This is a genomic window from Methylobacterium sp. A54F (genome assembly GCF_053346035.1).
Genome location: NZ_JBKFBF010000006.1, coordinates 205,672 through 229,531, shown reverse-complemented (window position 1 = coordinate 229,531; position 23,860 = coordinate 205,672). Strand labels below are relative to the sequence as shown.

The window sequence follows — 23,860 nt, the reverse complement described above, 5'->3', positions numbered from 1 at the left end:
TTCCCCGACCCGCGACCTCATCCTGAGGTGCGCAGCGAAGCGAAGCCTCGAAGGAGACCTCCAGGGATCGCCGCGGGAACTGGAAGCCGCCGCGCAGGCGCGGCCGGCAGCACAGTGAGATTCCTCAGGCCACTCCGCCGAAGGCCGCCAGGATGCGCGCCCAGGAGCGGGTGCCCTTGTGGAAGCTCCGCAGGTCGTACTTCTCGTTCGGCGAATGGATGCGGTCGTCGTCGAGGCCGAAGCCGATCAGCAGGGTGTTGCGGTCGAGCAGCCGCTTGAAGTCGCCGACGATCGGGATCGACCCGCCGGCGCCCACCGTGACCGGCGGCCGGCCCCACTCGGCCTCCAGCGCCGCCTTGGCGACGGACAGTTCCGGCATGTCGAAGGGCAGGGCGATCGCGCGGGAGCCCTTGTAGCAGATCACCTCCACCGAGCAGTCGGCGGGGATGCGGGCGCGCACGAAGCTCTCGAAGCTGCGGGCGAGCGCCTCCGGATCCTGGTCGTCCACGAGCCGGAACGACACCTTGGCGCTGGCCTCGCCCGCGATCACCGTCTTGGTGCCCTCGCCGGTGTAGCCGCCGATGATGCCGTTCACGTCGCAGGCCGGTCGGGACTGGATCAGCTCGATCAGCATCCGCCCGCGCTCGCCCGCCGGCTCCTTCAAGCCGATCGGGCCCAGAAACTTCTCCGGGCTGAGATCGAGGCCGCGCCACTGCTCCAGCACCTCGGGCGGCGTCTCGCGCACGCCCTCGTAGAAGCCCGGCAGCGCGACGCGCCCGTCCGCGTCGTGGAGGTCGGCGAGGATGCGCGACAGCACGTGGATCGGGTTGCGGGCGGCGCCTCCGAAGAAGCCCGAATGGAGGTCGCGGTCGGCGCACCGGACCTTCACCTCGAAGTAGGCGAGGCCCCGCAGGGACGTCGTGATGGCGGGCGTGGCCGGGTCCCACATCGAGGTGTCGCAGACGAGGACGATGTCGGCGCCGAGCCGGTCGCGGTTTTTCGCCACCCATTCGAGCAGGCCCTGGGAGCCGTTCTCCTCCGCACCCTCGATCAGGATGGTGACCCCGCAGGGCAGCTCCCCCGCCATCGCCTTCCAGGCGCGGCAGGCCTCGATGAAGGTCATCACTTGGCCCTTGTCGTCGGAGGCGCCGCGCCCGACGATCCGCGCCGCGCCGTCCGCGCCGGTGACGAGGCGCGGCTCGAAGGGCGGCGTCTCCCACAGGTTCAGCGGATCGACCGGCTGCACGTCGTAGTGCCCGTAGAACAGCACGTGCGGCGTGCCGGGGCGGGGCGCGTGCGCCAGCACCACCGGATGCAGCGCGGTCTCCTCGACCGTCGTCGCGAAGCCGAGCGCCGTGAGGTCCCGCTCCAGCCACCGGGCCGCGGCGCGGCAATGCTCCGCGTAGGCCGGGTCCGTCGAGATCGAGGGGATCCGCAGGAAATCGAACAGGCGGTCGAGCGCATTGTCGAGGTCGCGGTCGATGTCGTTGAGGATCGGGTCGAGCGCTGCCATCGGACGTCCTTCGGGCGAGATCGGCGGGTCCCGGAGGGTTACCCGAGCGGCGCCCGAAACGGAAACGCCGCGGCGGGCGGCCGCGCGGGGGAACGGGCGCAGATTGGAATTGTTATCGGCAGGAACGGCAGTGCCACGGCAGCGCCACGGCGCGCCCGGCCTGCCGCCCCTCCGCACGCCCCTCGTCCGGCCCGTCACGCGCCGCGTGCGATGCGGGCCCCCAACGCACGGGACTCGCCACCATGCTCATCGAAAGCGGTTCGCCGGTCCCGGCGGACACCCGCATCGGCATCCGCCTGACCATCAACGGGCAGGAGCGCGAGCTTCAGGTCGCGCCCTGGACGACGCTGCTCGACCTCCTGCGCGAGGGCCTCGACCTCACCGGCACCAAGAAAGGCTGCGACCACGGCCAGTGCGGCGCATGCACGGTGCTGGTGAACGGCACCCGGGTGAATGCCTGCCTGACGCTCGCCGTGATGAAGGACGGAGCCGAGATCACCACCGTCGAGGGGCTCGCCGCCCTCGCCAGCCGCTCCGGCACGAACGGCCTGCACCCGATCCAGGAAGCCTTCGTGGAGCACGACGCCTTCCAGTGCGGCTACTGCACGCCGGGCCAGCTCTGCTCCTCCGTGGGGCTGATGAGCGAGGGCCACGCCCGGTCGCGCGAGGAGATCCGCGAGGCGATGAGCGGCAACATCTGCCGGTGCGGCGCCTACACCAACATCGTCGACGCCATCGAGGACGTCATGAACCAGGGGGGCGCCCGATGAACCGCTTCGAGTACGTCCGCGCCGACACCGTCGCGGAGGCCGTGCAGGCCCTGAGCGCCGACCCGAAGGCGCGCTTCATCGCCGGGGGCACCAACCTCCTCGACCTGATGAAGTACGACGTCGAGCGGCCCGGCCGCCTCGTCGACATCACGCGCCTGCCCCTGAACGGCATCGAGGCCCGCGACGGCGGCCTGTCCATCGGGGCGCTCGTCACCAACGCGCAGGCGGCCTACGACGATCGGGTCCGGGCGCGCTACCCACTGCTGGCGAACGCCATCCTGGCGGGCGCCTCGGCGCAGCTGCGCAACGCCGCCACGATGGGCGGAAACCTGCTCCAGCGCACCCGCTGCTACTACTTCTACGACACGGGTACGCCCTGCAATAAGCGGCTGCCCGGCTCCGGCTGCCCGGCGATCGGCGGCGTCAACCGCATTCACGCGATCTTCGGAACCTCGGACAAGTGCATCGCCACGCACCCCTCCGACATGTGCGTGGCGCTCGCCGCCCTGGAGGCGCGCGTGCGGGTCAGCGGACCCGCGGGCGAGCGCTCCATCGCCTTCGCGGATTTCCACCGCCTGCCGGGCGACGCGCCCGAGACGGACACCACCCTCCAGCCGGGCGAGATCATCCTCTCGGTCGATCTGCCGGACGAGGATTTCTCCGGCCACTACACCTACCTGAAGCTGCGCGACCGGCTGTCCTACGCGTTCGCCCTGGTCTCGGTGGCGGCCGCCCTCGCGGTGGAGGACGGCACGGTGAAGACCGCCCGCCTCGCCCTCGGCGGCGTCGCCCACAAGCCCTGGCGCAACCGCGAGGCGGAGGCGCTCCTCGTCGGCAAGCCGGCCACCCGCGAGAGCTTCGGGCTCGTCGCCGACCGCATCGTGTCGGAGGCGCAGCCGCAATCCGCCAACGGCTTCAAGGTGGAGCTGGCGCGGCGCGCGATCGTGCGGGGGCTCGAACAGGCCGCCGCCGGCACGCCGCAGTCGCTCACCGACAAGCGCATCCAGTGAGGGCCTTCCGATGACCGAGACCTTCTCTTCAACCGGCCGCGACAGCTTCGTCGGCACCCCCCGCAGCCGCGTCGACGGCCCCGCCAAGGTGACGGGGCTCGCCAAGTACGCGGGCGAGTTCCAGGCGCCGGGCCTCGCCCACGGCACCGTCGTGTCGAGCATCGTCGCCAAGGGGCGGATCCGCTCCATCGACACCTCCGCCGCGGAGGCGGTGCCGGGCGTCCTCAAGGTGTTCACCCACGAAAACCGGCCGCGCACGGCCTTCCTCGACTACAATTACCAGGATGCGGTGGCGCCCCCCGGCTCGCCGTTCCGGGCGCTCTACGACGACAAGATCGTCTACAGCGGGCAGCCCGTCGCCCTCGTGGTGGCGGAGGACTTCGAGACCGCGCGCCACGCCGCCACCCTCGTCGCCGTGGACTACGAGGCCGAGGATCCCGTGACCGACACGAAAGCGGCGCGCGACTTCGCCTACCGGCCGCCCATGGACCGCGAGGGCATCAAGCCGCCGCCGAAGCCCTGGGGCGACGCGGACGGCGCCTTCGACAAGGCGCCGATCAAGGTGCGCGAGGACTACCGGATGGCCATCGAGCACCACAACCCGATGGAGCCCCACGCCTCGACGGTGGTCTACGAGGGCGACGGCAAGTACACGGTCTACGACAAGATCCAGGGCGTCTCGAACAGCCAGGCCTACCTCGCCAACGTGTTCGGCCTGAAGAAGGACGACGTGCGGGTGATGAACCCGTATCTGGGCGGCGGCTTCGGCTCGGGCCTGCGGCCGCAATACCAGCTCTTCCTCGCGATGCTGGCCGCCCGCGAGCTGGAGCGCTCGGTCCGCGTGGTGCTGACCCGCGACCAGATGTGGACCTTCACCTACCGGCCGGACGCGCTGCAGACCGTGACGCTCGGCGCCGACCCGGACGGCACGCTCCAGGCCCTGCGCCACGACGCCATCGAGGGGACTTCGCACTTCGAGGACTATCAGGAGGTCGTCGTCAACTGGTCGGGTGTGCTCTACAAGTGCGACAACGTCGAGCTGACCTACCGCCTGGCCAAGCTCGACATGTTCACGCCGGGCGACATGCGCGCCCCCGGCGCGGTCACCGGCGTGTTCGCCATCGAGACCGCGATGGACGAGCTGGCCTACGCGACCGGCCAGGACCCGATCGCGCTGCGCCTCAAGAACTACACGGAGTCCGACCGCACGGCGGGCGGCAAGCCCTTCGGCTCGAAGGCCCTGAAGAGCTGCTTCTCGCAGGGCGCGGAGCGGTTCGGCTGGGCGCGGCGCAACCCGGAGCCGCGCTCCATGCGCGAGGGCCGCGAGCTCGTCGGCTGGGGCATGGCCACGGGCGTCTGGGAATCGATGATGATGCAGTCCTCCGCCCACGCCATCCTGACGGCGGACGGCAGGCTCGAGGTCGGCAACTCCACGGGCGACATCGGCACCGGCACCTACACGATCCTGACGCAGATCGCCGCCGACACCCTCGGCCTCACCATGGACGACGTGACGACGAAGCTCGGCGACACCCGGCTCCCCGAGGCGCCGGTGGCCGGCGGCTCCTGGACGGCGGCCTCCTCCGGGACCGCGGTGATGAAGGCGTGCCGCGACGTCGGCCAGCAGGCCTTCCGGCTCGCCCGCCAGATGGAGAATTCGCCGCTCGCCAACGTCGACTTCGACCGCGTCGCGTTCACGAACGGCCGCATCGAGGTCGCGGGCGACCCCTCCCGCAGCGTCTCGCTCGTGGAGGCCATGCGGGCGGGCGGCGTCGACCGGCTCGAGGCCACCGCCGAGGGCGCGCCCGACAAGGACTTCAACGACGCCTACGAGGCCTACACCCACTCGGCGATCTTCGTGGAGGTGAAGGTCGACGAGGAACTCGGGCAGATCCGCCTCACCCGCGTGGTCTCGGCCATCGCGGCGGGCAAGATCCTCAACCCGAAGACGGCCCGCAGCCAGATCCTGGGCGGCGTGGTGATGGGCATCGGCTCGGCGCTGGAGGAGGAGTCGATGCTCGACCACCGCCTCGGCCGGTTCATGAACCACAACCTCGGCGAGTACCACGTGCCCGTGAGCGCCGACATCTACGACATCGACGTGATCTTCGTGGACGAGGAGGACAAGGCGAACCCCCTCGGCGTGAAGGGTCTCGGCGAGATCGGCATCGTCGGGACGGCCGCCGCCATCGCGAACGCGGTCTACCACGCCACCGGCAAGCGCATCCGCGAATTGCCGATCACGATCGACAAGGTGCTCGGCTGACGGCCGTGCGATGATCCCCGCCGGCCGGCGCTCCGCGACCTCGTGAGGCCGCGGAGCCTTGACCCGTCCGGCCCGGCACGCGAGATGCGGCGCGGGCGACATGGGGGCTTCGGCACGCCGCATGGGATTTCTGCTGGTCTTCCTCGGCGCCGGGATCGGCGGCATGGCCCGCTACGCCGTCGGCCTCACCGCCCTCCGGATCGGATCCGACTTTCCCTGGGGCACCTTCGCGATCAACGTCACCGGCTCGGTGCTGATGGGCCTGTTCACCGGCTGGGCGGCGGCGCGAGGCTCCTCGCAGGAGCTGCGCCTCCTCGTCGCCACCGGCATCCTCGGCGGCTACACCACCTTCTCGTCCTACTCGCTCGAAGCGGTCCTGCTCCTGGAGCGGGGCGACCTCGGCGCGGGGCTCCTCTACATCGTCGGCTCCGTCGTGCTCGGCCTCGCCGGACTGTTCGCGGGCCTGGCGCTGATGCGCGCGGTGCTCTGAGAGGGAGGCGATGGCCGATCTGCTGCAATCCTGGCGCTTCTGGGCGCTGCTCTCGGCGGTTTTCGCGGCCCTCACCGCGATCCTCGCCAAGGCCGGCGTCGCGCAGGTGCCCCCGGACGTCGCGACGCTCCTGCGGACGGCCGTCATCCTCCTGTTCGCCGGGGCCATCGTCGCGGCGACCGGGCAGGGGGCGGCGCTCGCGGCCGTTCCCCGCCAGGCGCTCGCACTCCTCGTGCTCTCGGGCCTGGCCACCGGTGCGTCCTGGCTCTGCTACTTCCGGGCCCTCTCGCTCGGCGAGGCCGCCCGGGTGGCGCCGCTCGACAAGCTGAGCGTCGTGCTGGTCGCCGTGTTCGGCGCGCTCTTCCTCGGCGAGTCCCTGTCCGTCCCGAACTGGCTTGGGGTGGCGCTGATCGCCGCCGGTGCCGTGCTGGTGGCGTGGCGCGGGTGATTCGCGCGCGAATAGAACGACTATAATCTGAAGCGGTTTTAAGATCAGAGAGCGCAAATTTCAAAGAACTCCAATATTGCGTCCCGGCCTTGCGTCATCCTGGCGAGCAGATCATGTCTTCAGCGCGCCGATCGAGGCCCGGTGCGGGCCCCGTCCGCGCCGTGGGCATGGAGGCCGGGATGGCGGGAGCATTGAACCTGATCAGGGGCTGCGCGCGGCTCGCGTGGTGGGATGGCTCCTGCCTCGACCTGCGCCTGCACAAGCTGCCCGCCCTGATCGAGTACGTGACGGGGGCCTCTCCCGTCGCCGCGGTGCACCGCGAGGCGAAGCGGTGAGTGCCGGCCTCGCCGCCGGGACCTGCGAGCAGGCGGAGCGCCGGGACCAGGCCGAACTGGAACTCGCCCTCATGCGCGCCTTCTGGAAGACGCTCGGCCATCGCCCGATGCCGCCGATGGCCGCGCTCGAAGCCGCGGCCCGGACCATCGGCCTGATCTACGACCAGATCGCCCGCGCGCACGAGGGGCCGGCCGGCTGCCGTTGCGGCTGGGAGCCCGATCGCGAGAGCGACCTGATCGTGCTGGAGGCGCAGCTCGCCGCGGCCCTGCTGCGGCCGCCGCACCGGACCCTCGCCGAGATGCCGGCGGCGGGCCGGGCCTGATCCGGCGGTTACGTTTCCCTCACACTCCCGGCCGATGATGGGCACCGCCCCTCGACCGGGAGACAGCCGATGGATGCCCTCTATCGCGGCCTCGAAGCCTCGCTCCTCGCCCTCGGCTTCGCCCTGGCGCTCGCCGCCTTCACGGCGATGGCGCTGCCCCATCCGCTCCCGCCGGCGAGCGCCGCGGTGACGCTGCCCATGGTGAGCGTCACGGCGGATCCGGCGATCCGCTGACCGTCACCGGGCGCGACGCAGGCGCCCCTGGTGCCCAGGCCGCGCCTCACTCCGCGGCCTGGGCTTGCCCCTGCAAGTGTCCCTGTTCCGGTCCCTGGGCCGGCGGCGTGCAGCCGGTCGCGCAGCAGCGGCCGGGCTGGCGGGTGGTCGGGGCGTTGTCGGCGGCGAGCCCGCGGTCCAGGAGGCTGCTCACCAGGGCGGCCTTCTCGCCGACCGGGTAGTTGCGCCAGATCTCGCGCTTCATGGCCTCCGGCGAACCGCCGCCGTGCAGCGAGATCACCGAGTACCAGCCGCCCTGGTGGCTCACCGTCAGATCCTCGACGAGGCGCGAAACCGCCATGCGGCGGTCCATCGGGATGTCCGCCCGCGCCCCCAGCACCGCCTCCAGGGAGGCCCGCGTCTCCGGGTTGTGGTCCTCGTCCGGGCCGGGCAGCGCGACGATCAGGCCGCCCGAGACGTAGTGGGCGATCCGGTGCATGTCGTAGATGCGGGTCGCGAGGAGGAGCTTGCCGATATTCGAGAACACCGGGTCCGGCATCACGGACCCGGCCGGGTCCGGCGCGCAGTACACGGACGCCGCGACGCCGCAGGCGAAGAAGCCCTCCGTGATGGCGATGAGCTCGACCATCGCCTCCCGGATATGGCCGTGCCGGTCCGGGTCGAGCCCGTTCGCCTCGGTCATCAGGGCGCCCGCGCCGATCAGGAGGTCGCCGAAGCCCGCCCGGGCGCCGATGCAGGAATGCCGGTGATGGGTGGCGTAGGTGGTGGTGAGGAAGCCGCCCTCCTCGGTCTCGCCCGCCAGGAAGACGCGCTCGTGGGGCACGAACACGTCCTCAAAGATCACCACGCCGGTCGACTGGCCGTAGGTGCCGGAGAACTTCGCGGCGGCCTCGCCGGGGCGGCCGGCCGGCCGCGCCACGATGGTGACGCCGGGCGCATCGATCGGCACCGCGCACGCGACAGCGCAGGCGGCGTCCTCGGGGGCATGGGTGCGGCACGGCATCACCAGGAATTCGTGCATGTAGGGGGCGCCGGTGACGATCGCCTTGGTGCCCGAGATCACGATTCCGTCCGGCCGCCGCTCCCGGATGTGCACGTAGGTGTCCGGGTTCGCCTGCGCGCCGGGGCGCTTGGCCCGGTCGCCCTTGGCATCCGTCATTGCGACGCCGAGGGTCAGGTCCCGCGCCTGCACGTCGTGCAGGTAGGCGAGGAGCCGCGGATGGTAGTCGGTGCCGTGGACGGAATCGGTGCGCTTCGTCGCCTGGAACAGCCCGTTCAGGGCGTCGTGGCTGAGGTAGCGCTGCGCGCAGCCCGAGATCTTGCACACGAGCCGCACGGCCTCGAGCTTGTCGAGGAGATCCTGGCCCGTCTCGTCGATATGCAACATGCGGTTGACGGTGCGGCCGGAGGTCCCCTGCCGGGCGAGCATCAGGCGCTCGTGCTCGGGCCGGCGTGCCAGGTCGTAGGTGATGCCGACCGCGTTGATGCCGGGGCGGAAGTTAGGGTCGTCGGCGACGCTCTCGACGCGTGCTCCGTTGACGAACACCCGCGGCCGGTAGGCACGGAGAGACTCGCGGTACTCGTCGGCGCTCATCAGCATGGGGGTCCCTCCCGGTGGGCGATCGCTTCCCTTGTGCGAAAAATCGAACAGCGTTAGATTTTCGTCAAGGGGAGACGCGCGCGTTGGCCGACAGATCCGGGCGAAGGGCCGCCGTCGCGGCGATGAAGCGGGACCTGATCCTCGAAGCCGCGCGGGCGGTGTTCGAGGCCGAGGGGCTCGACGGGGCGAGCCTGCGCGCCATCGCGGCCCGGGCCGGCTACACGCCGGCGGCGCTCTACTTCCACTTCGACTCGAAGGAGGCGATCTACGCCGAGGTCCTAGAGGACTCGCTCGGTGCGCTGGCCGCGGCCGTCGCCGGGGTCTCCGTGGCAGAGGCGGACCCCGAGGCGCGGCTGCACGCGGCCGCGATGGCCTTCTTCCGATTCTACGCCGAGAACCCGCGTGACCTCGACCTCGGCTTCTACCTGTTCCGCGGCGGCCTGCGGCCCGCGGGCCTCGGCCGCGCGCGCGACGAGCGCCTCAACGCGGCCCTGGAGGCGGCGCTCCTGCCCATCGCCCAGGCGGCCGAAGCGCTGGGCGCCGGGCAGCGCGCCGCCAGGATGCTGACGGCGGACGTCTTCGCCCACGCCACGGGCCTCCTCCTGCTGCTCCATACGGGGCGGATCCGGATGTTCGACGCCTCCGCCGCAGACCTCATGGAGGCGTATCTCCACCTGCGCATCGCCTCGCTCCGGGCCCCTCCGCCATGCTGACGCTCTCCGCCGACCGCTCGATCCTCCTCGTCGTCGACATCCAGGCCCGGCTGATGCCGGCGATCGACCGGGCCGAGCAGGTGATCGCGAATGCGGGGCGCCTGATCGAGGCAGCCGGCCTGTTCGGGGTGCCCGTCCTGTTCACCGAGCAGAACGCGGGCGGCCTCGGGCCCACCGTCGCGGAACTCGGCGCGACGCCGGAGGTCACGGCCCACAAGATGACGTTCGACGCGGTGCGCAGCGCGGGCTTCCTGGAGCGGCTGCCGGCGGACCGGGACGTCGTGGTGGCGGGCTGCGAGGCCCATGTCTGCGTGCTGCAGACGGTGCTCGGCCTGATCGGTGCGGGCCGCCGCGTCTTCCTCGTCGCCGACGCGCTCGGTGCGCGCCGTCCCGAGAACCGAGAGGCCGCGCTCGCGCGGATGGCGCGCCACGGCGCCGAGATCGTCACCACCGAGATGGCGGTGTTCGAGTGGCTCGGCACCGCCCGGCATCCCCGCTTCCGCGACGCGATCCGGCTCGTGAAGTAGCGGGTCCGGGAGGATCCGGCCGATCGACGCAGGGGATCACTCCAGCCGCACCACCACGCTGTCGCTCGCCCCCGACGCGTCGAGCACGGAGATGCGGGCGAAGCCCGCGCCGTCCGGGCGCCACTCCGTCTGGCGGCGGGGGCTCGCGGCGACCGGCAGGCTGTCGACCATCCAGGTCAGCGGCGGCACCCCGCCGAGCGCCTTCAGGGCGAGCCCCGCGGCGGGCCCTTCCGCGAGCCCGAGGTCGATCCGCGCGCCGTCCGGCGGGTAGGCGATCCGCAGCGGCGCCGTCACGGTGGCGGCGAGGGTCTTCGGGCCGTCGCGCCGGATGTGGCGCAGCGGCGGCGGCAGCCCGGCGGTCGTGGCGAGCAGCGCCCCGGGCGCCTGCGGCACGGGCTCCGGCTCGCCGCCGTACCGGCTGAAGGCATCGAACAGCAGGGGGGCCGCCACGAGGCGCCCGACGAGGCCCGGCACGCCCGCCCCGTCGGCCCGCCCGACCCAGACCGCGACGGTCACGCGGCGGTCGAAGCCGATCGCCCAGGCGTCGCGATAGCCGTAGGACGTGCCGGTCTTGTAGGCGATGCGGTTCGGCAGGGCGTTCTCGGGGGGCGCCGCTCCCCGCAGGATGTCGGCGACGTACCAGGCCGCCACCGCGTCGGCCACCGGCTGCCCCGCGGCGGCCGTCCCGGGCACGTCGGCGCGCCGCACGAGGTCAGGCACCGGGCCGCCGCGGGCGAGGCCCGCGTAGAGCCGGGCGAGGTCGGTCAGCGTGATGCCGAGGCCCCCGAGCGCCACCGGCAGGCCCGGCGCCGTGTCCCGCGGCAGGAGGATTCCGGCGCCCGCCGCCCGCAGCCGGGCGATGAGGCGGGCGGGGCCCAGCGCCTCCAGGAGCTCGACCGCCGGCACGTTGAGGGAGAGCTGCAGCGCCCGCCGGGCCGTCACCGTGCCCTGGTAGGTGAGGTCGAAATTCTCCGGCGCATAGGTCGCCGCGAAGCGGGCGGGCCGGTCGTCGAGGAGCGTCTCGGGGTGGGCGAGGCCGTTCTCGAAGGCGAGGGCGTAGATGAAGGGCTTCAGCGCCGAGCCCGGCGAGCGTACCGCCAGGGTCATGTCGATGGCGCCGCGCCGTTCCGCGTCGCGATAGCCGGCGCTGCCGACCTGGGCCAGCACCGCGCCGCTGCGGTTGTCGAGGACGAGGATCGCCGCCGACAGAACGGGGCCCGCGGCCGCCGCGCGCTCCCGCGCCAGGGTCTCCAGGCTCGCCTGCAGGCGCCCGTCCAGGGTGAGGCGCAGCACCCGCTCCTCCGGGGCCGCCGCGACGGCCGCCTCGGCCGCGTGGGCGGCGAGCATCGGGAAGGGCTTTCGCGCGAGCGGCACCGGCTCCGCCTTCGCGGCTTCGGCCTCCCGGGCGGTGATGACGCCGCGCTCGGCCGCGATGGCGAGCACCCGGTCGCGCGCCCGCCGCGCGGCCTCCGGAAAGCGGTCGGGCCGGCGCGCCTCCGGGGCTTGGGGCAAGGCGACGAGGAGCCCGGCCTCGGCCGCCGAGAGCCGGGCGGGCTCGCGCCCGAAATACGCGAGGCTCGCGGCCCGCACGCCCTCCACCGGGCCGCCGTAGGGGGCGAGCGCGAGGTAGAGGTCGAGGACGGCCGCCTTGCCGAGCTGCCGCTCCAGCGCCACCGCCCGCACCATCTGGCGGAGTTTCGCGGCGAGGGAGCGCTCCGGGCGCGGCTCCGCGAGGCGGGCCGCCTGCATCGACAGGGTGGACCCGCCCGAGACGATCCGGCCGTGCGCGAGCCACTGCCCGGCGGCGCGCAGCGTCGCGGCCGGGTCGATGCCGGGATGGGACGCGAAGCGGCGGTCCTCGTAGGCCTGCAGCATGGCGAGGAAGCGCGGATCGACCGCCGCCGCCGTGACGGGGAGCCGCCAGCGCCCGTCCGGCGTCGCGAACGGGCGCATGAGCCGCCCGTCGCGGTCGAGGACGACGGTGGAGCGCTCGCCCGCGCGCGTCAGGTCGAGGGGCGGCAGCCCGGCGGCGTAGCGCCAGAGGGCGAGGCAGGGCAGGCCCAGGAGGGTGAGGGTCAGGAGGGCGAGCGCCGCGCCCGCTCGCCCTCGCCCCCAAGCGGGCGCCTCGCGCCGCACCGCCGGCTACTTCGCCGGCCCGACCTCGACCGACCCGAAGGCGGTGCGGCCGAAGCGCTCGGGGCGGTACATGTCCTCGATCGTGGCGCCCGGGAGCACGTAGCTGCCCGGCGAGACCGCCCGCACCGTGTAGGCGGCGGTGAAGAAGGCCGATTGCTCGGGCGTCCGGTCGTAGGCGGCCACGAAGCGGTCGTCGCGGAACTCGGTGTGGACCGGCTGGACGTCGGTCTTCGCGAAGGCAAGCCCCTTGAGGGTGTCCGCGTCGAGGAGCTTCGGGTTGTCGATCTCGAGGCCCGCCGGCAGGCGGTCGACGAGGAGCAGGCGGGCGGCGCTGGCCTTGGCCTCCGTCACCTTGAGGACGACCACGAGCCGGTCGTTCTGGCGGATGCCGCCGGGCTCGACCACGCTGCCGTCGAGGCGGTGGAAGGTGCGCTCCACGGTGTAGCCGCGCGCCTCCGCGGGCTCCGGGCCGATCGGGTTGCCGCCGACGCCGACCGCGACCTGCACGGGGCCCCGGCCGGTGTTGACGATCGCCACGGGCCGCGCCTCCAGCGCCGCCGCCCGGAAGGTTCGGGCGAGGGCGCCGGCCTGGGGGGCGCCGTCCACCGTGAAGGAGAGGCCCTCGGCCTCCTTCGTCAGGCCCTGCGCGGCCAGCACCATCCAGGCGTTCTCCTGCGTGCTGGTGGGCCGCCCGCTCGCGCGTTCCTCGCTCAGCACGGCGGCGACGGGGGTCAGCGCCTCGCGGGTCGCGCCGAACTCCGCCGCCAGCGCGAGGAGGCCGGCCCCGTCGCGCAGGCGGGAGCCGTAATCGGCGCGGTAGGCTTGCGTGTCGCGGGTCGTGCGCAGGCGCGCCAGCGCCGCGTCGAGGGCGCGGGCCGCCCGGCCGCGGTCGCCCAGCAGCGCCAGCGCCGCCGCGATCTGCGCCTGCCCGAGGGGCGTCGCGAAGGCGTCGAGCTTCGTGTCGGCGAGGTAGCGCAGGTCGCCCATCACCGGGCGGCCGTTCCGGGCGAGCACGTAGGCCGCGTAGGCGAGGTCGCTGCCGCCGTCGCGGACCTCGGTGGTGTTGGCCACCGCGTTGCGCAGGCGGTCGAGGGCGCTCGTGAAGGCCGTCTGCGGCACCGCGAAGCCCCGCTCGCGGGCGCGGGTGAGGAAGTCGGTGACGTAGGCCGCGAGCCAGAGATCGTTCGAGCCCGAGGCGGACCACAGGCCGAAATCGCCGCTCGAATCCTGCCTGGACAGGAGCCGCTCGATCGCCCCGCGGACGCGGCTGTCCACCGTGTCGTCCAGCGCGAGTCCATCGAGGGTGGCGAGACGGTTCACGTAGAGGAGCGGCATCGCCCGGCTGACGACCTGCTCCGAGCACCCGTAGGGGTAGCGGTCGAGGGCCTGGAGGAGGGCGGCGACGTCCACGCCGGCGAGGGGCGAGGCCGAGACCGAGACCGTGCCGGTGCCGGGCAGGATGTCGGCGAGCATGTCGGCCGACAGGGTCAGGCCGGCGCCGGGCTGGAGCGTCTGCACGCTCCGGCGCACCAGGGCGCCGGTGCCGGGCGAGACCGCGAGCGCGAAGCTCTGCCCGGCGCTGCCGGCGAGCCCCGGCCCGGTCAGGGTCACGTCGAGGCGGGCGAGGCCCGGCCCCGCGGCGGTGATCGGGATGACGAGCTGGCCCTTGCCCCCGGCTTCGAGGCGCAGCCGCCTGTGCGCCGCCTCGGCGCCGACCAGCACCGGGCCGGCGAGGTCGAGGTCCACCGTGTAGTCGCCCGCCGGCGCCTCGACGTTGTCGAGCGCCACGAAGAAGCGTGAGCGGTCGCCGACGTTGAGGAAGCGCGGCAGCGTGCCGGTGAGCACCACGGGGTCGCGGATGATCACGTCGGCCTCCGCCTGGCCGACCCGTGAGCGGCTCCAGGCCGTCACCATCACGCGGCCGGTGCCGTTGAAGGCGGGCAGCGGGAAGTCCACCTGCGCGGTGCCGTCGGGCCCCACAGTGACGATCCCCGAATAGAGGGCGAGCGGCGCCTGCGTCGGGGGCGCCTCCCCGAGCTCCGCCCCGCCGTCGCCGCCGGAGCGGATGGCCCCCAGCGTCCCCTGCATGCCGTCGATCAGGTACCCGTAGAGGTCGCGGATCTCGGGGCCCAGCGCCTTCTGGCCGAAGTAGTAGGCGAAGGGGTTCGGCGCCTCGTAGCGGGTGAGGTTGAGGATGCCGACGTCGACGAGCGCCACCGTCACCCGCGCCTCCTCGCCGGGGCCGAGGTTCGCCACGCGCACCGGCAGGCTCAGGGTCTCGCGGGGGCGCGCCTTGGCGGGCGCCGCGATCGCCACGTCGAGGGCGCGCCGGTCGCGGTCCACCGAGAACCAGGCGAGGCCGAGCGCCCGCCCCGGCAGGCGCTTGGCCGCCTGGTCGAGGGGCCGGTAGGCGCTCGCCACGAGGTAGGCTCCCGCGCCCCACTCGGCCTTGACGGGGATCTCGACGGTGGTGCCGCCCTCCGGCACCGTCGCGGTGACGACCGCGTGGACCCGGTCGCTCACCACCGCGAGGGTCGCTGTGCCCTTGAAGGCCGGGGCGAGGCGCGCCCGCAGGGTCTCGCCGGCCGAATAGGCGCCCTTGTCGAGGGTGAGGTCGAGGAGGTCCGGCGCGTCCGCGGTCTCGCCGCCGCCCCAGCCCACCGCGAAGGTGACGCTCGCCGCCGCCCCCGGCTGCCCGGGCAGGCTCGCCTCCAGGCGGTAGCGGCCGAAGCTCAGCGGAGCCGAGACCTTGCCGGGCCCGTCCGCCCTGAGGTCGACGCGCCCGTCCGCGACGCGCCGCACCGACTTCACGGGCTCGAACGACCAGCGTCCGTCCGCCCGGTACCATTGATAGGTCTGGTCGAGGCGCGACAGGGTCCAGGTCACGCCGCTCGCGGCGAGGCGCCGGCCATCGGGCGCGGCGAGGGCGAGGTCGAAGGTGGCGGTGCCGCCCTCCGGGAGGTCCCCCGAGAAGCCCTTGCGGATCGCCAGCACCGGGCCTTCTGGCAGGATCGGCAGGGTGAGGCTGCGCGACAGGGCCCGGCCGCCGGGCTCGCCGACCTGGAGGGTGATGCGGGCCTCGAGCGGCCGCGGCACGGTGAGGCGCGGCACCGGTACGGTCAGGCTCGCGGCGCCCCGGGCGTCGGTCGTCGCGTGCTCCTCGATCTCCTGCGTCGTCGCCTCGACGGATTCGTCGTCGAGGCCCGTCGAGAAGCCGTCGAGCCCGGCGATGCCGGAGCCCTTGGCCGCCTGCACGCTGACGCTGCCCGAGACGTCGAGGCCCGAGCCCGGCGCGCCGTAGAGGTAGCGGGCCTGGACGCCGATGCGGGCCGGCTCGCCGGGGCGCAGGGTCGGCGCCCCGGGCGCGAGGCTGACCTCCAGGCGCTCGGGCACGTAATCCTCGACGAGGAAGCTCGCCTCGCCGAGGGCCGGAGCCTTCGGGTCCGTGTAGGCGGCGATCCGCCAGGTCCCGTGCAGCGCGCCGGGCAGGAGCGGCAGCGGCAGGGCGCGCCCGCCGATCCCCTGGTCGGCCACCTGCACCCGGCGGTACTCGACGCCGTCCGGGCGCTTCACCACGAGGGTCAGCGGCAGGCCCGTCACCGCGGCGCCCTGCGCGTCCCGGAGCGTCGCGGTGATCTGCACCGTCTCGCCCGAGCGGTAGACGCCGCGCTCGGGGAAGACGTGCGCCTCGATCGTGCCCGGGCTCGCCCGGCCCTTCACGCCGCGGTCCGTCAGGTCGAAGGCCGAGAGGTTGAGGTCGAGGAAGCCGTAATCGTCGCCCACCTGAGCCACCACGAGGCCGGGCGCGATGCCGCCCTCGCCGCGGGCGAGGCCGGGATCGAAGGCGGCGTGGCCCTGCGCGTCGGTCCGGCGGGTTCCCAGCACCTCGTTGTTGCGCGCGACCAGCCGGATCTCGGCGTCCGGCACCACCGCGGCGCTCGCGAGTGAGCGCAGGAACACGTGCACCCCGTCGCGTCCCTTGAAGGCGGTGAGCCCGAGGTCCGAGACCACGAACCACTGGGTCGCCTGCTGCTCGTAGCCGCCCTCCTCGTCCTGCTGCGGGCCCGCGCCGCTCGGGCGGGCCAGCATCACGTAGATGCCGGGCTCCAGCTTGCCGACCGCCTGGAGGACCGGGAAGGCGGTCGCGACCTCCTGGTTGATCTCGGCCTTGGCGGTGTCGAGGCTGCCCTTCCAGACGCGCACGCCCTTCTGGTCGGCGATGGTGCGCGCGGTGGCGCCGTTGAGCTGGCTGAGGAAATCCTCCGAGCGCAGCGCCGGCAGCAGGCCGCGGTCGCCGATCCGCAGCACCTCGACGTCGAGCTTCGGGGCGTTGACCGAGAGGAGCGGCACCCCCGCCTGCCCGGTCCGGGGCAGCACGTAGTTGCGGCCGGTGAAGCGCACCTGGGGCGAGCGGTCCCGGACGTACACCTCGTAATCGGCGGATTTCAGCAGGGCCTCGCCGACCGCGGAGGGCAGGCCCTGGCGGACCACGAAGGCGTAGCGGCTGCCGTGCTTCAGGCCGTCGACGCAGACCTGCTGGCCCTCCGCCGTCACGGCGGCGTTCGCGGTGCCCGAGATGGCGACGAAGGGCGCGAAGTCGGTCTTGCGCGCCACCGCTTCCGAGAAGGTGAAGCAGACGCGGGGCGCGGCCGCATCCGAATCCACCTTGTAGTCGAGGATGCGGAAGCCGTGCTCGGCGCGGGCCGCCTCGTAGGCCGCGCGCACGTCGCCGTCATCGGCGATGGCGAGGCTCGCCCGGTAGGCTTCGAGGGCGGGGCGCCACTCGGACTGGTTGCCGTAGGCCTCCGCCAGCACGGCGAGCGCCCGGGCCTCGTCGGGGGCGCTGCGCGCCCGCTGGTAGCTCTGGTAGGCGGCCGCCAGCGCCCGCCCGCGCAGGCGCTGGCGGGTCTGGTAGTCGCCGTGCTGGTCGTCGGAGCCCACCGCGTCGGCGGCACGCGCGTAGGCGAGCCAGTTGCGCGGGTCGGCCGGGTCGGCGGCCACCGCGGCGGTGAGGGGCCCGATGGCATCGGCCGCCCGCTCGGCCGCGATCAGCGCCTCGCCGTCGCGCCGCGACTGCGCGGCAGGCTTGAGCGGCTGGGCGGCCTCGCCGCGCAGCGCCGTCTCGAGGCGCACCGCGGCGCTTGCGAGCGCCTCCCGCACGAAGCTCTTCGGCGCGGGCGCGACCCGGGCGGCGGGGGTGGGGACGCCCTGCGCGGCGGCCGGGCCGACGAGCAGCCCGAGCCCCAGCAGGGCGAGGGCGCCGGCGCGCCACGCGGAACCGCCCGAGACCGACATCGCCATGATCCGCCTCGCCCCTGCCTCGTCCCAGCCTCGCGTTGGCCGGCGCGCGCCGCCGCCGAAGATTCGCGGGGCGCGCATCACGCGGCCGGGACCGTACCACTTGGCGTCGCGGCCGCAATGGCGACGCTCGGTGCTGCAGCGCGGCGTCCGAGCGGGAGGGGCGCGAGCCGGAGGGGCAGGCGTCCCCGGTCGGAGCGCGGATGCGGGGTTCCGCCTTTCGCGAACCGGCGACCCGGTTCCCCGTATTCCTGCGCCCGCCCCGCGATCGAACCAATGGCGGCCTGGGACGTTTGATGCGCCGACAAGGAGAGGACGTTCCATGAAAGCGCTGTGTGCAGCCGCGGCCATCGGCCTGACCCTGGTGGGCTCGGCCCTGGCGCAACCCTACGGCGGGTCCGATTACGGGTATCGGGACCGCGATTACGGCAGGGAGTACGGCGGGCGCGACCGCGGCTACCGGGATCGCGACGACGACGATTACCGCGGCCGCCGCGGTTACGGGGGCGGTTCCGTCGCCTTCGATGCCCGCGAGTACATGCGCTGCAACCCGGACGTGCGCCGGGCCGTCGAGCGCGGGCAGGTGACGTCCGCCATCGACCATTACCGGGTGTTCGGGCGGCGCGAGGGCCGGCGCCTGAGCTGCTGATCTGGCGCTGACCGCCGCGTTCTGCCACGCTTGGCCCGTTCTCCGGGCGGAGTCTGGCTCATGGCGTGTCGCGGTCGCATCGGGTGCCTCGCCGGCCTCCTCCTGGCGGCCGCGGGGCCGGGCCATGCCCAGCAGCCGGCGCAGCGCCCCCCGGCCGCCGCGCCGGACCCCGCCGTCGAGGCGATGCGCACGGCCTTCGAAGCCCTGCCGGAAGCCGACCGCCGCGCCCTGCAGGATGCCCTGATCTGGGTCCGCACCTTCAAGGGCACCGTCACGGGCGCGTTCGGGCGGCAGACCTACGAGGCGCTGACGGCGGCGGCGAGCCGGATGGGGACTGCCGATCCCCTCGCGCCGCCGGCGCGGGCGGCGATCCTGGCGGCCGCGGAATCGGGCCGCCGCGCCCTGCGCTTCAGCGTGCGGGCGGACCCCGCGAGCGGCGCCCGCATCGGCGTGCCCGAGGCGCTGGTGCCGAAGCGCAGCCCGGTCCCGGGCGGCACCCGATGGCAGAGCGAGAACGGGCGCATCACGCTGGAGACCCGCTCCTACCCGCCGGAGGGGCCGGGCCTCGACGCCCTGTTCGAGCGGGCGACCGCGCCATTCGCCGACCGCAAGGTCACCTACAAGCTCCGCCGGCCTGACTTCATCGTGGTGCGGGGCGAGACCGGCGCCGGCCGCTCCTACGTCCGCTACGACGCGGGGCCTGCGGGCGTGCGCGGGTTCGCCCTGAGCTACGAGCGGGGCGCCGAGGAGCAGGTCGAGCCCGTCGTCATCGCCATCGCCAACAGCTTCGTGCCGTTCCCGGCGGCCTCGGCCGAGCCGGGCCGGCCGGTCGCCGCGACGCCCGCGCCACCGCCGCCGGTGGCCGTTCCCGACCCCGCGCCCGCCGGGACGGGGCTCCGGGTCGCGCCCGGACGGGTGCTGACGGCCGCGGGCCCCCTGCAGGGCTGCGCCGCGCCGCGGGCGGGCGGCGCGCCGGCCCGCATCCTGAAGGCCGATCCGGCGCGGGGCCTCGCCCTGCTGGAGGCGGCGGGGGCTGCCTCTGCGACGCCCGCCCCGCGGCCGGAGCCGGTGGGGGCGGGCACGGAGCTCGTGGTGGTCGCCGCCGACCGGAGCGGCATCGCCGCGGCGCCCGGCACCGGCAGCCCGGCGGGCGGCGTGTTCGCGCCGCTGCAGCCGGGGGCGGCCGGCGCGCCGGTCCTCGACCGCGCCGGGCGTCTCGCGGGCCTCGTCGCCCGGTTCCCGGCCGCGCCGCGCCTCGTGGCCGGCGTGGTGCCGCCCACGAGCCAGCCCCTGACGCCGGCCTCCGCCGTGGCGGCCTTCCTCGCCGAGAACGGCATCGCCCCCGCGGGTCCCGCGGGGGCGGTTGCGAGCGCCAGCCTCGGCGCGGTGACGGCGCCGCTTGCGGGCGCCGTCGTGGCGATCACCTGCGGGCGGTGAGCGGGCGCGGGCCCCTCAGAGTCGTCCGGTGGCGATGAGCAGGATCAGGATGATGATCAGGAGGCCGCCGAGGCCGAAGCTCGGCCCCCGGTACGCGCCGCCGCCCAGGAAGTTGCCGCCGCCGAGGACGATCAGGATCAGGACGATGAGAAGAATAGTGGTCAGCGACATGGGCAGACTCCGATCAAGCTCCGGTTGTATGAGCTTGACCGTTCAAACGTCGCGGACCGGGATTCCGTTCAATGCATCCGGAACCATTTCACAGGAAACGGGATCCGGGGTCAGGCGCGCCAGTCAGGGAGGTCCGCGGGCGCGGCCTCCAGCCAGTCCGGCACCGGCAGCGCGCGCTCGCGCAGGAAGGCCGGGTTGAACAGCTTCGAGGCGTAGCGGGCGGCGCCGTCGCACAGGATGGTCACGATGGTGTGGCCGGGCCCGAGCGCCCGGGCGAGGCGGATCGCGCCGGCCACGTTGATGCCCGACGAGCCGCCGAGCGAGAGCCCTTCCTCCCGCATCAGGCCGAACACCACCGCGAGGGCCTCGGTGTCGGGGATCCGGAACGCCTCGTCCGGCCGGAAGCCCTCGAGGTTGCGGGTGATCCGACCCTGGCCGATCCCCTCGGTGATCGAGGAGCCCTCCGCCTTCAGGGTCCCGGTGGTGTAGTGGGCGTGGAGCGCCGAGCCCTCCGGGTCCGCGAGCGCGATGGCGACCCGCGGGTTGCGGGCGCGCAGGGCCTCGGCGACGCCCGCGAGCGTCCCGCCCGTGCCGGCGGCGCAGACGAAGCCGTCGACGGCGCCCCCCGTTCCCTCCCAGATCTCGGGGCCGGTGCCCTCCGCATGGGCCCGGCGGTTCGCGACGTTGTCGAACTGGTCGGCGAAGAAGGCGCCGGCGGGCTCCGTCGCGGCGAGGCGCTCGGCGAGGCGGCGCGCCACGTGGACGTAGTTGTTCGGGTTCGCGAAGGGTACCGCCGGCACCTCGACGAGGCGGGCGCCCGCGAGCCGCAGGGTCTGCTTCTTCTCGGCCGACTGGGTCTCGGGGATGACGATGAGCGTGCGGTAGCCCCGCACCGCCGCGACGAGGGCGAGGCCGATGCCGGTGTTGCCCGCCGTGCCCTCCACGATGGTGCCGCCGGCGCCGATCAGCCCGCGCGCCTCCGCGTCCGCGACGATCGAGAGCGCCGCCCGGTCCTTCACGGAGAGGCCCGGGTTGAGGAACTCCGCCTTGCCCAGGATCGTGCAGCCGGTCTCCTCCGAGGCCCGGCGCAGGCGGATCAGCGGCGTGCGGCCGATCGCGGAGAGGACGTCGGGGCGGGGGCTCACGCGAACACGTAGCCGCCGTTGATCCGCAGGCCCACCCGGTGGCCCGGCGGGTAGCGCACGCCGTCGAAGTCCTCGACCACCAGGGGCTTGCCGCTGCCGCGCTCCACCTCGATGCGCTGGCGCCCCTGGCTGCGGTAGGAGGAGCGCACGGTGCCGTCGAGGTGGGCCGCGGGCAGGTCGGTGAGCTGCAGCTGCCAGGGCCGCACGTAGAGCTTCACGGGCCCGATCTGGCCGGCCTGCGCGGCGACCGGGGTCGGCCGCCCGTCCACCAGCACGCGGCCACCCTCCGCGATGGCGTCGACCTCGATGGTGTCGCCGAGGAAGCGCAGCACGGTGGGGGAGGCCGGCGCCTCCTGCACCTCGTCGGGGGTGCCGATCTGCTCGAGCCGGCCCTTGTCGAGCACGGCCACCCGGTCGGACAGCTCCAGCGCCTCGTCCTGGTCGTGCGTGACGAAGATCGTGGTCTGGCCGGTGCGGTCGTGGATGTCGCGCAGCCAGCGGCGCAGGTCCTTGCGGACCTGGGCGTCGAGGGCCCCGAAGGGCTCGTCGAGGAGCAGCACCCGCGGCTCCACGGCGAGCGCGCGGGCGAGCGCGATGCGCTGGCGCTGGCCGCCCGAGAGCTGCGAGGGATAGCGGTCGGCGAAGCCCGAGAGACGGATCAGGTCGAGGAGGTCCCCCACCCGCCGCTTGATCTCGGTCTGCGAGGGCCGGTCGCTCCGCTTCCGGGCGTTCAGCCCGTAGGCGATGTTGGCCGCCACCGTCATGTGCTTGAACAGGGCGTAGTGCTGGAACACGAAGCCCACCGCCCGCTCCTGAACGGGCAGGCCGGTGGCGTCGTCGCCCCCGAACAGGATGCGCCCGCGGTCGGGGAAGTCGAGCCCGGCGATGATGCGCAGGAGCGTCGTCTTGCCCGAGCCCGAGGGGCCGAGCAGCCCGAGGAGCTCGCCCGCCCGCACGTCGAGGGAGAGGTCGTGCAGCACGGCCGCGGTGTCGAAGGTCTTGGACAGACCCTCGACCCGGATCGCGGTGGAGCCCGCGCTAATGGCGCGCCCCGGCCGCGAGCTCGCCCCCGTGCCGCCACTCCAGGACGGACTTGATGACGAGGGTGACGAGGGCGAGGCTGGCCAGGAGGGAGGCGACGCTGAACGCGGCGACGAAGTTGTACTCATTGTAGAGGATCTCCACGTGGAGCGGGATCGTGTTGGTGAGGCCGCGGATGTGGCCGGACACCACCGAGACGGCGCCGAACTCGCCCATCGCGCGGGCATTGCAGAGGAGGACGCTGTAGAGCAGGCCCCAGCGGATGTTGGGCAGCGTCACCGTCCGGAAGACGTGGAAGCCGGAGGCGCCGAGCGTCAGCGCGGCCTCCTCCTCGGAGGTACCCTGCTCCTGCATCAGGGGGATCAGCTCGCGGGCCACGAACGGGAAGGTCACGAAGATCGTGGCCAGCACGATGCCCGGCAGCGCGAAGATAATCTGGATGCCGTGGTCGATGAAGAACGAGCCGAACAGCCCCTGCGAGCCGAAGATCAGCACGTAGATCATGCCGGACACCACCGGCGAGACCGAGAACGGCAGGTCGATCAGAGTGATGAGCAGGCTCTTGCCGGGGAACTCGAACTTGGCGATCGACCAGGAGGCCGCGAGCCCGAACACCAGGTTGAACGGCACGGCGATGGCCGCGACGGTGAGGGTCAGCCGGATCGCCACCCAGGCGTCGGGCTCCCGGAAGGCGTCGAGGTAGGCGTCGAGGCCGCGCGCCAGCGCCTGGGCGAACACCGTGACGAGGGGCAGCACCAGGAACAGCGCCAGGAACACGATCGCGACCGCGATGAGCAGGGCCCGGACCGCCCGCCCTTCGGTGACGACGCTGCGGAGCGGGGCCTCCCGGGGCGCGGTGACGGCCGGAGCCGCGATGGCATCAGACATAGCCGAACCTCCGGCGGCTCCAGGCCTGGATCAGGTTGATCGCCAGCAGCGTCAGGAACGAGATCGCCAGCATGATCGTCGCGATGGCGGCCGCCCCGCCGTAGTCGAACTCCGAGAGCTTGATGACGATCAGGAGCGGCGCGATCTCGGAGACGTAGGGCAGGTTGCCGGCGATGAAGATGATCGAGCCGTACTCGCCCACGCCCCGCGCGAAGGCGAGGGCGAAGCCGGTGAGCACCGCCGGGATCAGCGGGGGCAGCACGACGTGGGTCAGGGTCCGGCCCCGGGTCGCCCCGAGGGTCGCGGAGGCTTCCTCCACCTCCCGGTCGATCTCGGCGATCAGCGGCTGCACGGTGCGCACCGCGAAGGGCAGGCCAATGAACACCATGGCGATGAAGATCCCCACCGGCGTGTAGGCCGCCTGGATGCCGACCTTCGCGAGCTGCGCGCCCACGAGGCCGTTCGGCGCGTAGAGCGAGGCGAGGGCGATGCCGGCCACCGCGGTCGGCAGCGCGAAGGGCAGGTCCACCACGGCGTCCACGAGGCGCCGCCCCGGGAAGGTGTAGCGGGTCAGCACCCAGGCCACCAGGAAGCCGAAGACGGAGGCCGTGAGCGCGGCCGCCAGGGAGGTCAGGAAGCTCACCCTGAGCGCGCTCGCCACGCGGGGATCGGTCGCCACGTCGATGATGCCGGAGACCCCGAGCCCGGACGCCTTCGCGACGAGTGCGGCGAGGGGCAGCAGCACCACGAGGCCGAGGCAGGTCAGCGCGTAGCCGAAGGTGAGCCCGAAGCCCGGGATCACGCTCGGGCGCCGGAGCAGGAAGCGGCGCGGACTGCCGGTACGGGGCGTCTCGACCATCGGCGGT

At 73.6% G+C, this 23,860-nt stretch carries 21 protein-coding genes; 12 read left to right on the top strand and 9 right to left on the bottom strand.

All coding sequences use genetic code 11. The features are described 5' to 3' along the window. Positions 1-124: 124 nt before the first annotated feature. Positions 125-1,513: a M20/M25/M40 family metallo-hydrolase gene (locus ACLBXP_RS12275; RefSeq protein WP_447667940.1), complete on the bottom strand. Its 1,389-nt coding sequence runs from the start codon at positions 1,511-1,513 to the stop codon at positions 125-127. A gap of 242 nt (positions 1,514-1,755) precedes the next feature. Here ACLBXP_RS12275 and ACLBXP_RS12270 point away from each other — a divergent pair, with 242 nt between their 5' ends. The 8 genes from ACLBXP_RS12270 (at position 1,756) to ACLBXP_RS12235 (ending at position 7,389) form a co-directional block, all read left to right on the top strand. Further along, entirely contained in the window at positions 1,756-2,283 is a 528-nt protein-coding gene (locus ACLBXP_RS12270) for a (2Fe-2S)-binding protein (protein WP_447667939.1), read from the top strand. Continuing rightward, on the top strand, positions 2,280-3,293 hold the full coding sequence (locus tag ACLBXP_RS12265) for an FAD binding domain-containing protein (RefSeq protein WP_447667938.1): 1,014 nt from the start codon (positions 2,280-2,282) through the stop codon (positions 3,291-3,293). The genes ACLBXP_RS12270 and ACLBXP_RS12265 overlap by 4 nt, the downstream gene beginning before the upstream one ends. A 10-nt stretch (positions 3,294-3,303) precedes the next feature. Further along, the gene (locus tag ACLBXP_RS12260; RefSeq protein ID WP_447667937.1) at positions 3,304-5,559 is read left to right on the top strand and encodes a xanthine dehydrogenase family protein molybdopterin-binding subunit; all 2,256 of its coding nucleotides are present in this window, start codon (positions 3,304-3,306) and stop codon (positions 5,557-5,559) included. A gap of 121 nt (positions 5,560-5,680) precedes the next feature. Beyond that, entirely contained in the window at positions 5,681-6,049 is a 369-nt protein-coding gene (gene crcB / locus ACLBXP_RS12255; protein ID WP_447667936.1) for a fluoride efflux transporter CrcB, read from the top strand. A gap of 10 nt (positions 6,050-6,059) precedes the next feature. Continuing rightward, positions 6,060-6,497 carry an EamA family transporter gene (locus tag ACLBXP_RS12250; protein ID WP_447667935.1) on the top strand — a complete coding sequence of 146 codons (438 nt, stop codon included), beginning with the start codon at positions 6,060-6,062 and terminating at the stop codon, positions 6,495-6,497. A gap of 179 nt (positions 6,498-6,676) precedes the next feature. Next, positions 6,677-6,832 carry a hypothetical protein gene (locus ACLBXP_RS12245; protein WP_447667934.1) on the top strand — a complete coding sequence of 52 codons (156 nt, stop codon included), beginning with the start codon at positions 6,677-6,679 and terminating at the stop codon, positions 6,830-6,832. Further along, positions 6,829-7,155 carry a hypothetical protein gene (locus ACLBXP_RS12240; protein WP_447667933.1) on the top strand — a complete coding sequence of 109 codons (327 nt, stop codon included), beginning with the start codon at positions 6,829-6,831 and terminating at the stop codon, positions 7,153-7,155. Before ACLBXP_RS12245 ends, ACLBXP_RS12240 begins: the two co-directional genes overlap by 4 nt. A 69-nt stretch (positions 7,156-7,224) precedes the next feature. Beyond that, complete coding sequence (locus tag ACLBXP_RS12235; RefSeq protein ID WP_447667932.1) at positions 7,225-7,389, top strand: hypothetical protein; 165 nt, start codon at positions 7,225-7,227, stop codon at positions 7,387-7,389. A 46-nt stretch (positions 7,390-7,435) separates the two neighbouring features. On the opposite strand, the gene ACLBXP_RS12230 is transcribed toward ACLBXP_RS12235, so the two are convergent. Then, positions 7,436-8,989, bottom strand: a complete 1,554-nt coding sequence (locus tag ACLBXP_RS12230; RefSeq protein ID WP_447667931.1) for a 4-hydroxyphenylacetate 3-hydroxylase family protein — start codon at positions 8,987-8,989, stop codon at positions 7,436-7,438. Between the two features lie 83 nt (positions 8,990-9,072). Between ACLBXP_RS12230 and ACLBXP_RS12225 the strand changes: the two genes are divergently transcribed. Further along, on the top strand, positions 9,073-9,702 hold the full coding sequence (locus tag ACLBXP_RS12225) for a TetR family transcriptional regulator (protein WP_447667930.1): 630 nt from the start codon (positions 9,073-9,075) through the stop codon (positions 9,700-9,702). After that, complete coding sequence (locus ACLBXP_RS12220) at positions 9,696-10,229, top strand: isochorismatase family protein (RefSeq protein ID WP_447667929.1); 534 nt, start codon at positions 9,696-9,698, stop codon at positions 10,227-10,229. The genes ACLBXP_RS12225 and ACLBXP_RS12220 overlap by 7 nt, the downstream gene beginning before the upstream one ends. A gap of 36 nt (positions 10,230-10,265) precedes the next feature. Here the strand turns inward: ACLBXP_RS12220 and pbpC are convergent, their stop codons facing one another. Then, positions 10,266-12,365, bottom strand: a complete 2,100-nt coding sequence (pbpC, locus tag ACLBXP_RS12215; RefSeq protein WP_447667928.1) for a penicillin-binding protein 1C — start codon at positions 12,363-12,365, stop codon at positions 10,266-10,268. 6 nt (positions 12,366-12,371) lie between these two features. Continuing rightward, positions 12,372-17,660, bottom strand: coding sequence for an alpha-2-macroglobulin family protein (locus ACLBXP_RS12210; protein ID WP_447668040.1), 5,289 nt, complete (start codon positions 17,658-17,660; stop codon positions 12,372-12,374). A 325-nt stretch (positions 17,661-17,985) separates the two neighbouring features. On the opposite strand from ACLBXP_RS12210, the gene ACLBXP_RS12205 reads away from it, so the two are divergent. Next, positions 17,986-18,312 carry a hypothetical protein gene (locus ACLBXP_RS12205; RefSeq protein ID WP_447667927.1) on the top strand — a complete coding sequence of 109 codons (327 nt, stop codon included), beginning with the start codon at positions 17,986-17,988 and terminating at the stop codon, positions 18,310-18,312. Positions 18,313-18,372: 60 nt separating this feature from the next. After that, complete coding sequence (locus ACLBXP_RS12200; protein ID WP_447667926.1) at positions 18,373-19,749, top strand: serine protease; 1,377 nt, start codon at positions 18,373-18,375, stop codon at positions 19,747-19,749. A 15-nt stretch (positions 19,750-19,764) separates the two neighbouring features. Here the strand turns inward: ACLBXP_RS12200 and ACLBXP_RS12195 are convergent, their stop codons facing one another. The 5 genes from ACLBXP_RS12195 to cysT all read right to left on the bottom strand — a co-directional run bounded on the left by ACLBXP_RS12195 (position 19,765) and on the right by cysT (position 23,853). Next, positions 19,765-19,920 (bottom strand): DUF3309 domain-containing protein, encoded by a 156-nt coding sequence (locus ACLBXP_RS12195; RefSeq protein WP_447667925.1) that lies wholly within the window; start codon positions 19,918-19,920, stop codon positions 19,765-19,767. A 110-nt stretch (positions 19,921-20,030) separates the two neighbouring features. Next, the gene (locus ACLBXP_RS12190; RefSeq protein WP_447667924.1) at positions 20,031-21,065 is read right to left on the bottom strand and encodes a cysteine synthase A; all 1,035 of its coding nucleotides are present in this window, start codon (positions 21,063-21,065) and stop codon (positions 20,031-20,033) included. Further along, positions 21,062-22,087, bottom strand: a complete 1,026-nt coding sequence (locus ACLBXP_RS12185; protein WP_447668039.1) for a sulfate/molybdate ABC transporter ATP-binding protein — start codon at positions 22,085-22,087, stop codon at positions 21,062-21,064. Before ACLBXP_RS12185 ends, ACLBXP_RS12190 begins: the two co-directional genes overlap by 4 nt. 16 nt (positions 22,088-22,103) lie before the next feature. Continuing rightward, the gene (gene cysW, locus ACLBXP_RS12180) at positions 22,104-22,994 is read right to left on the bottom strand and encodes a sulfate ABC transporter permease subunit CysW (protein ID WP_447667923.1); all 891 of its coding nucleotides are present in this window, start codon (positions 22,992-22,994) and stop codon (positions 22,104-22,106) included. Then, positions 22,987-23,853, bottom strand: coding sequence for a sulfate ABC transporter permease subunit CysT (gene cysT / locus ACLBXP_RS12175; RefSeq protein WP_447667922.1), 867 nt, complete (start codon positions 23,851-23,853; stop codon positions 22,987-22,989). Before cysT ends, cysW begins: the two co-directional genes overlap by 8 nt. Between the last annotated feature and the right edge of the window lie 7 nt (positions 23,854-23,860).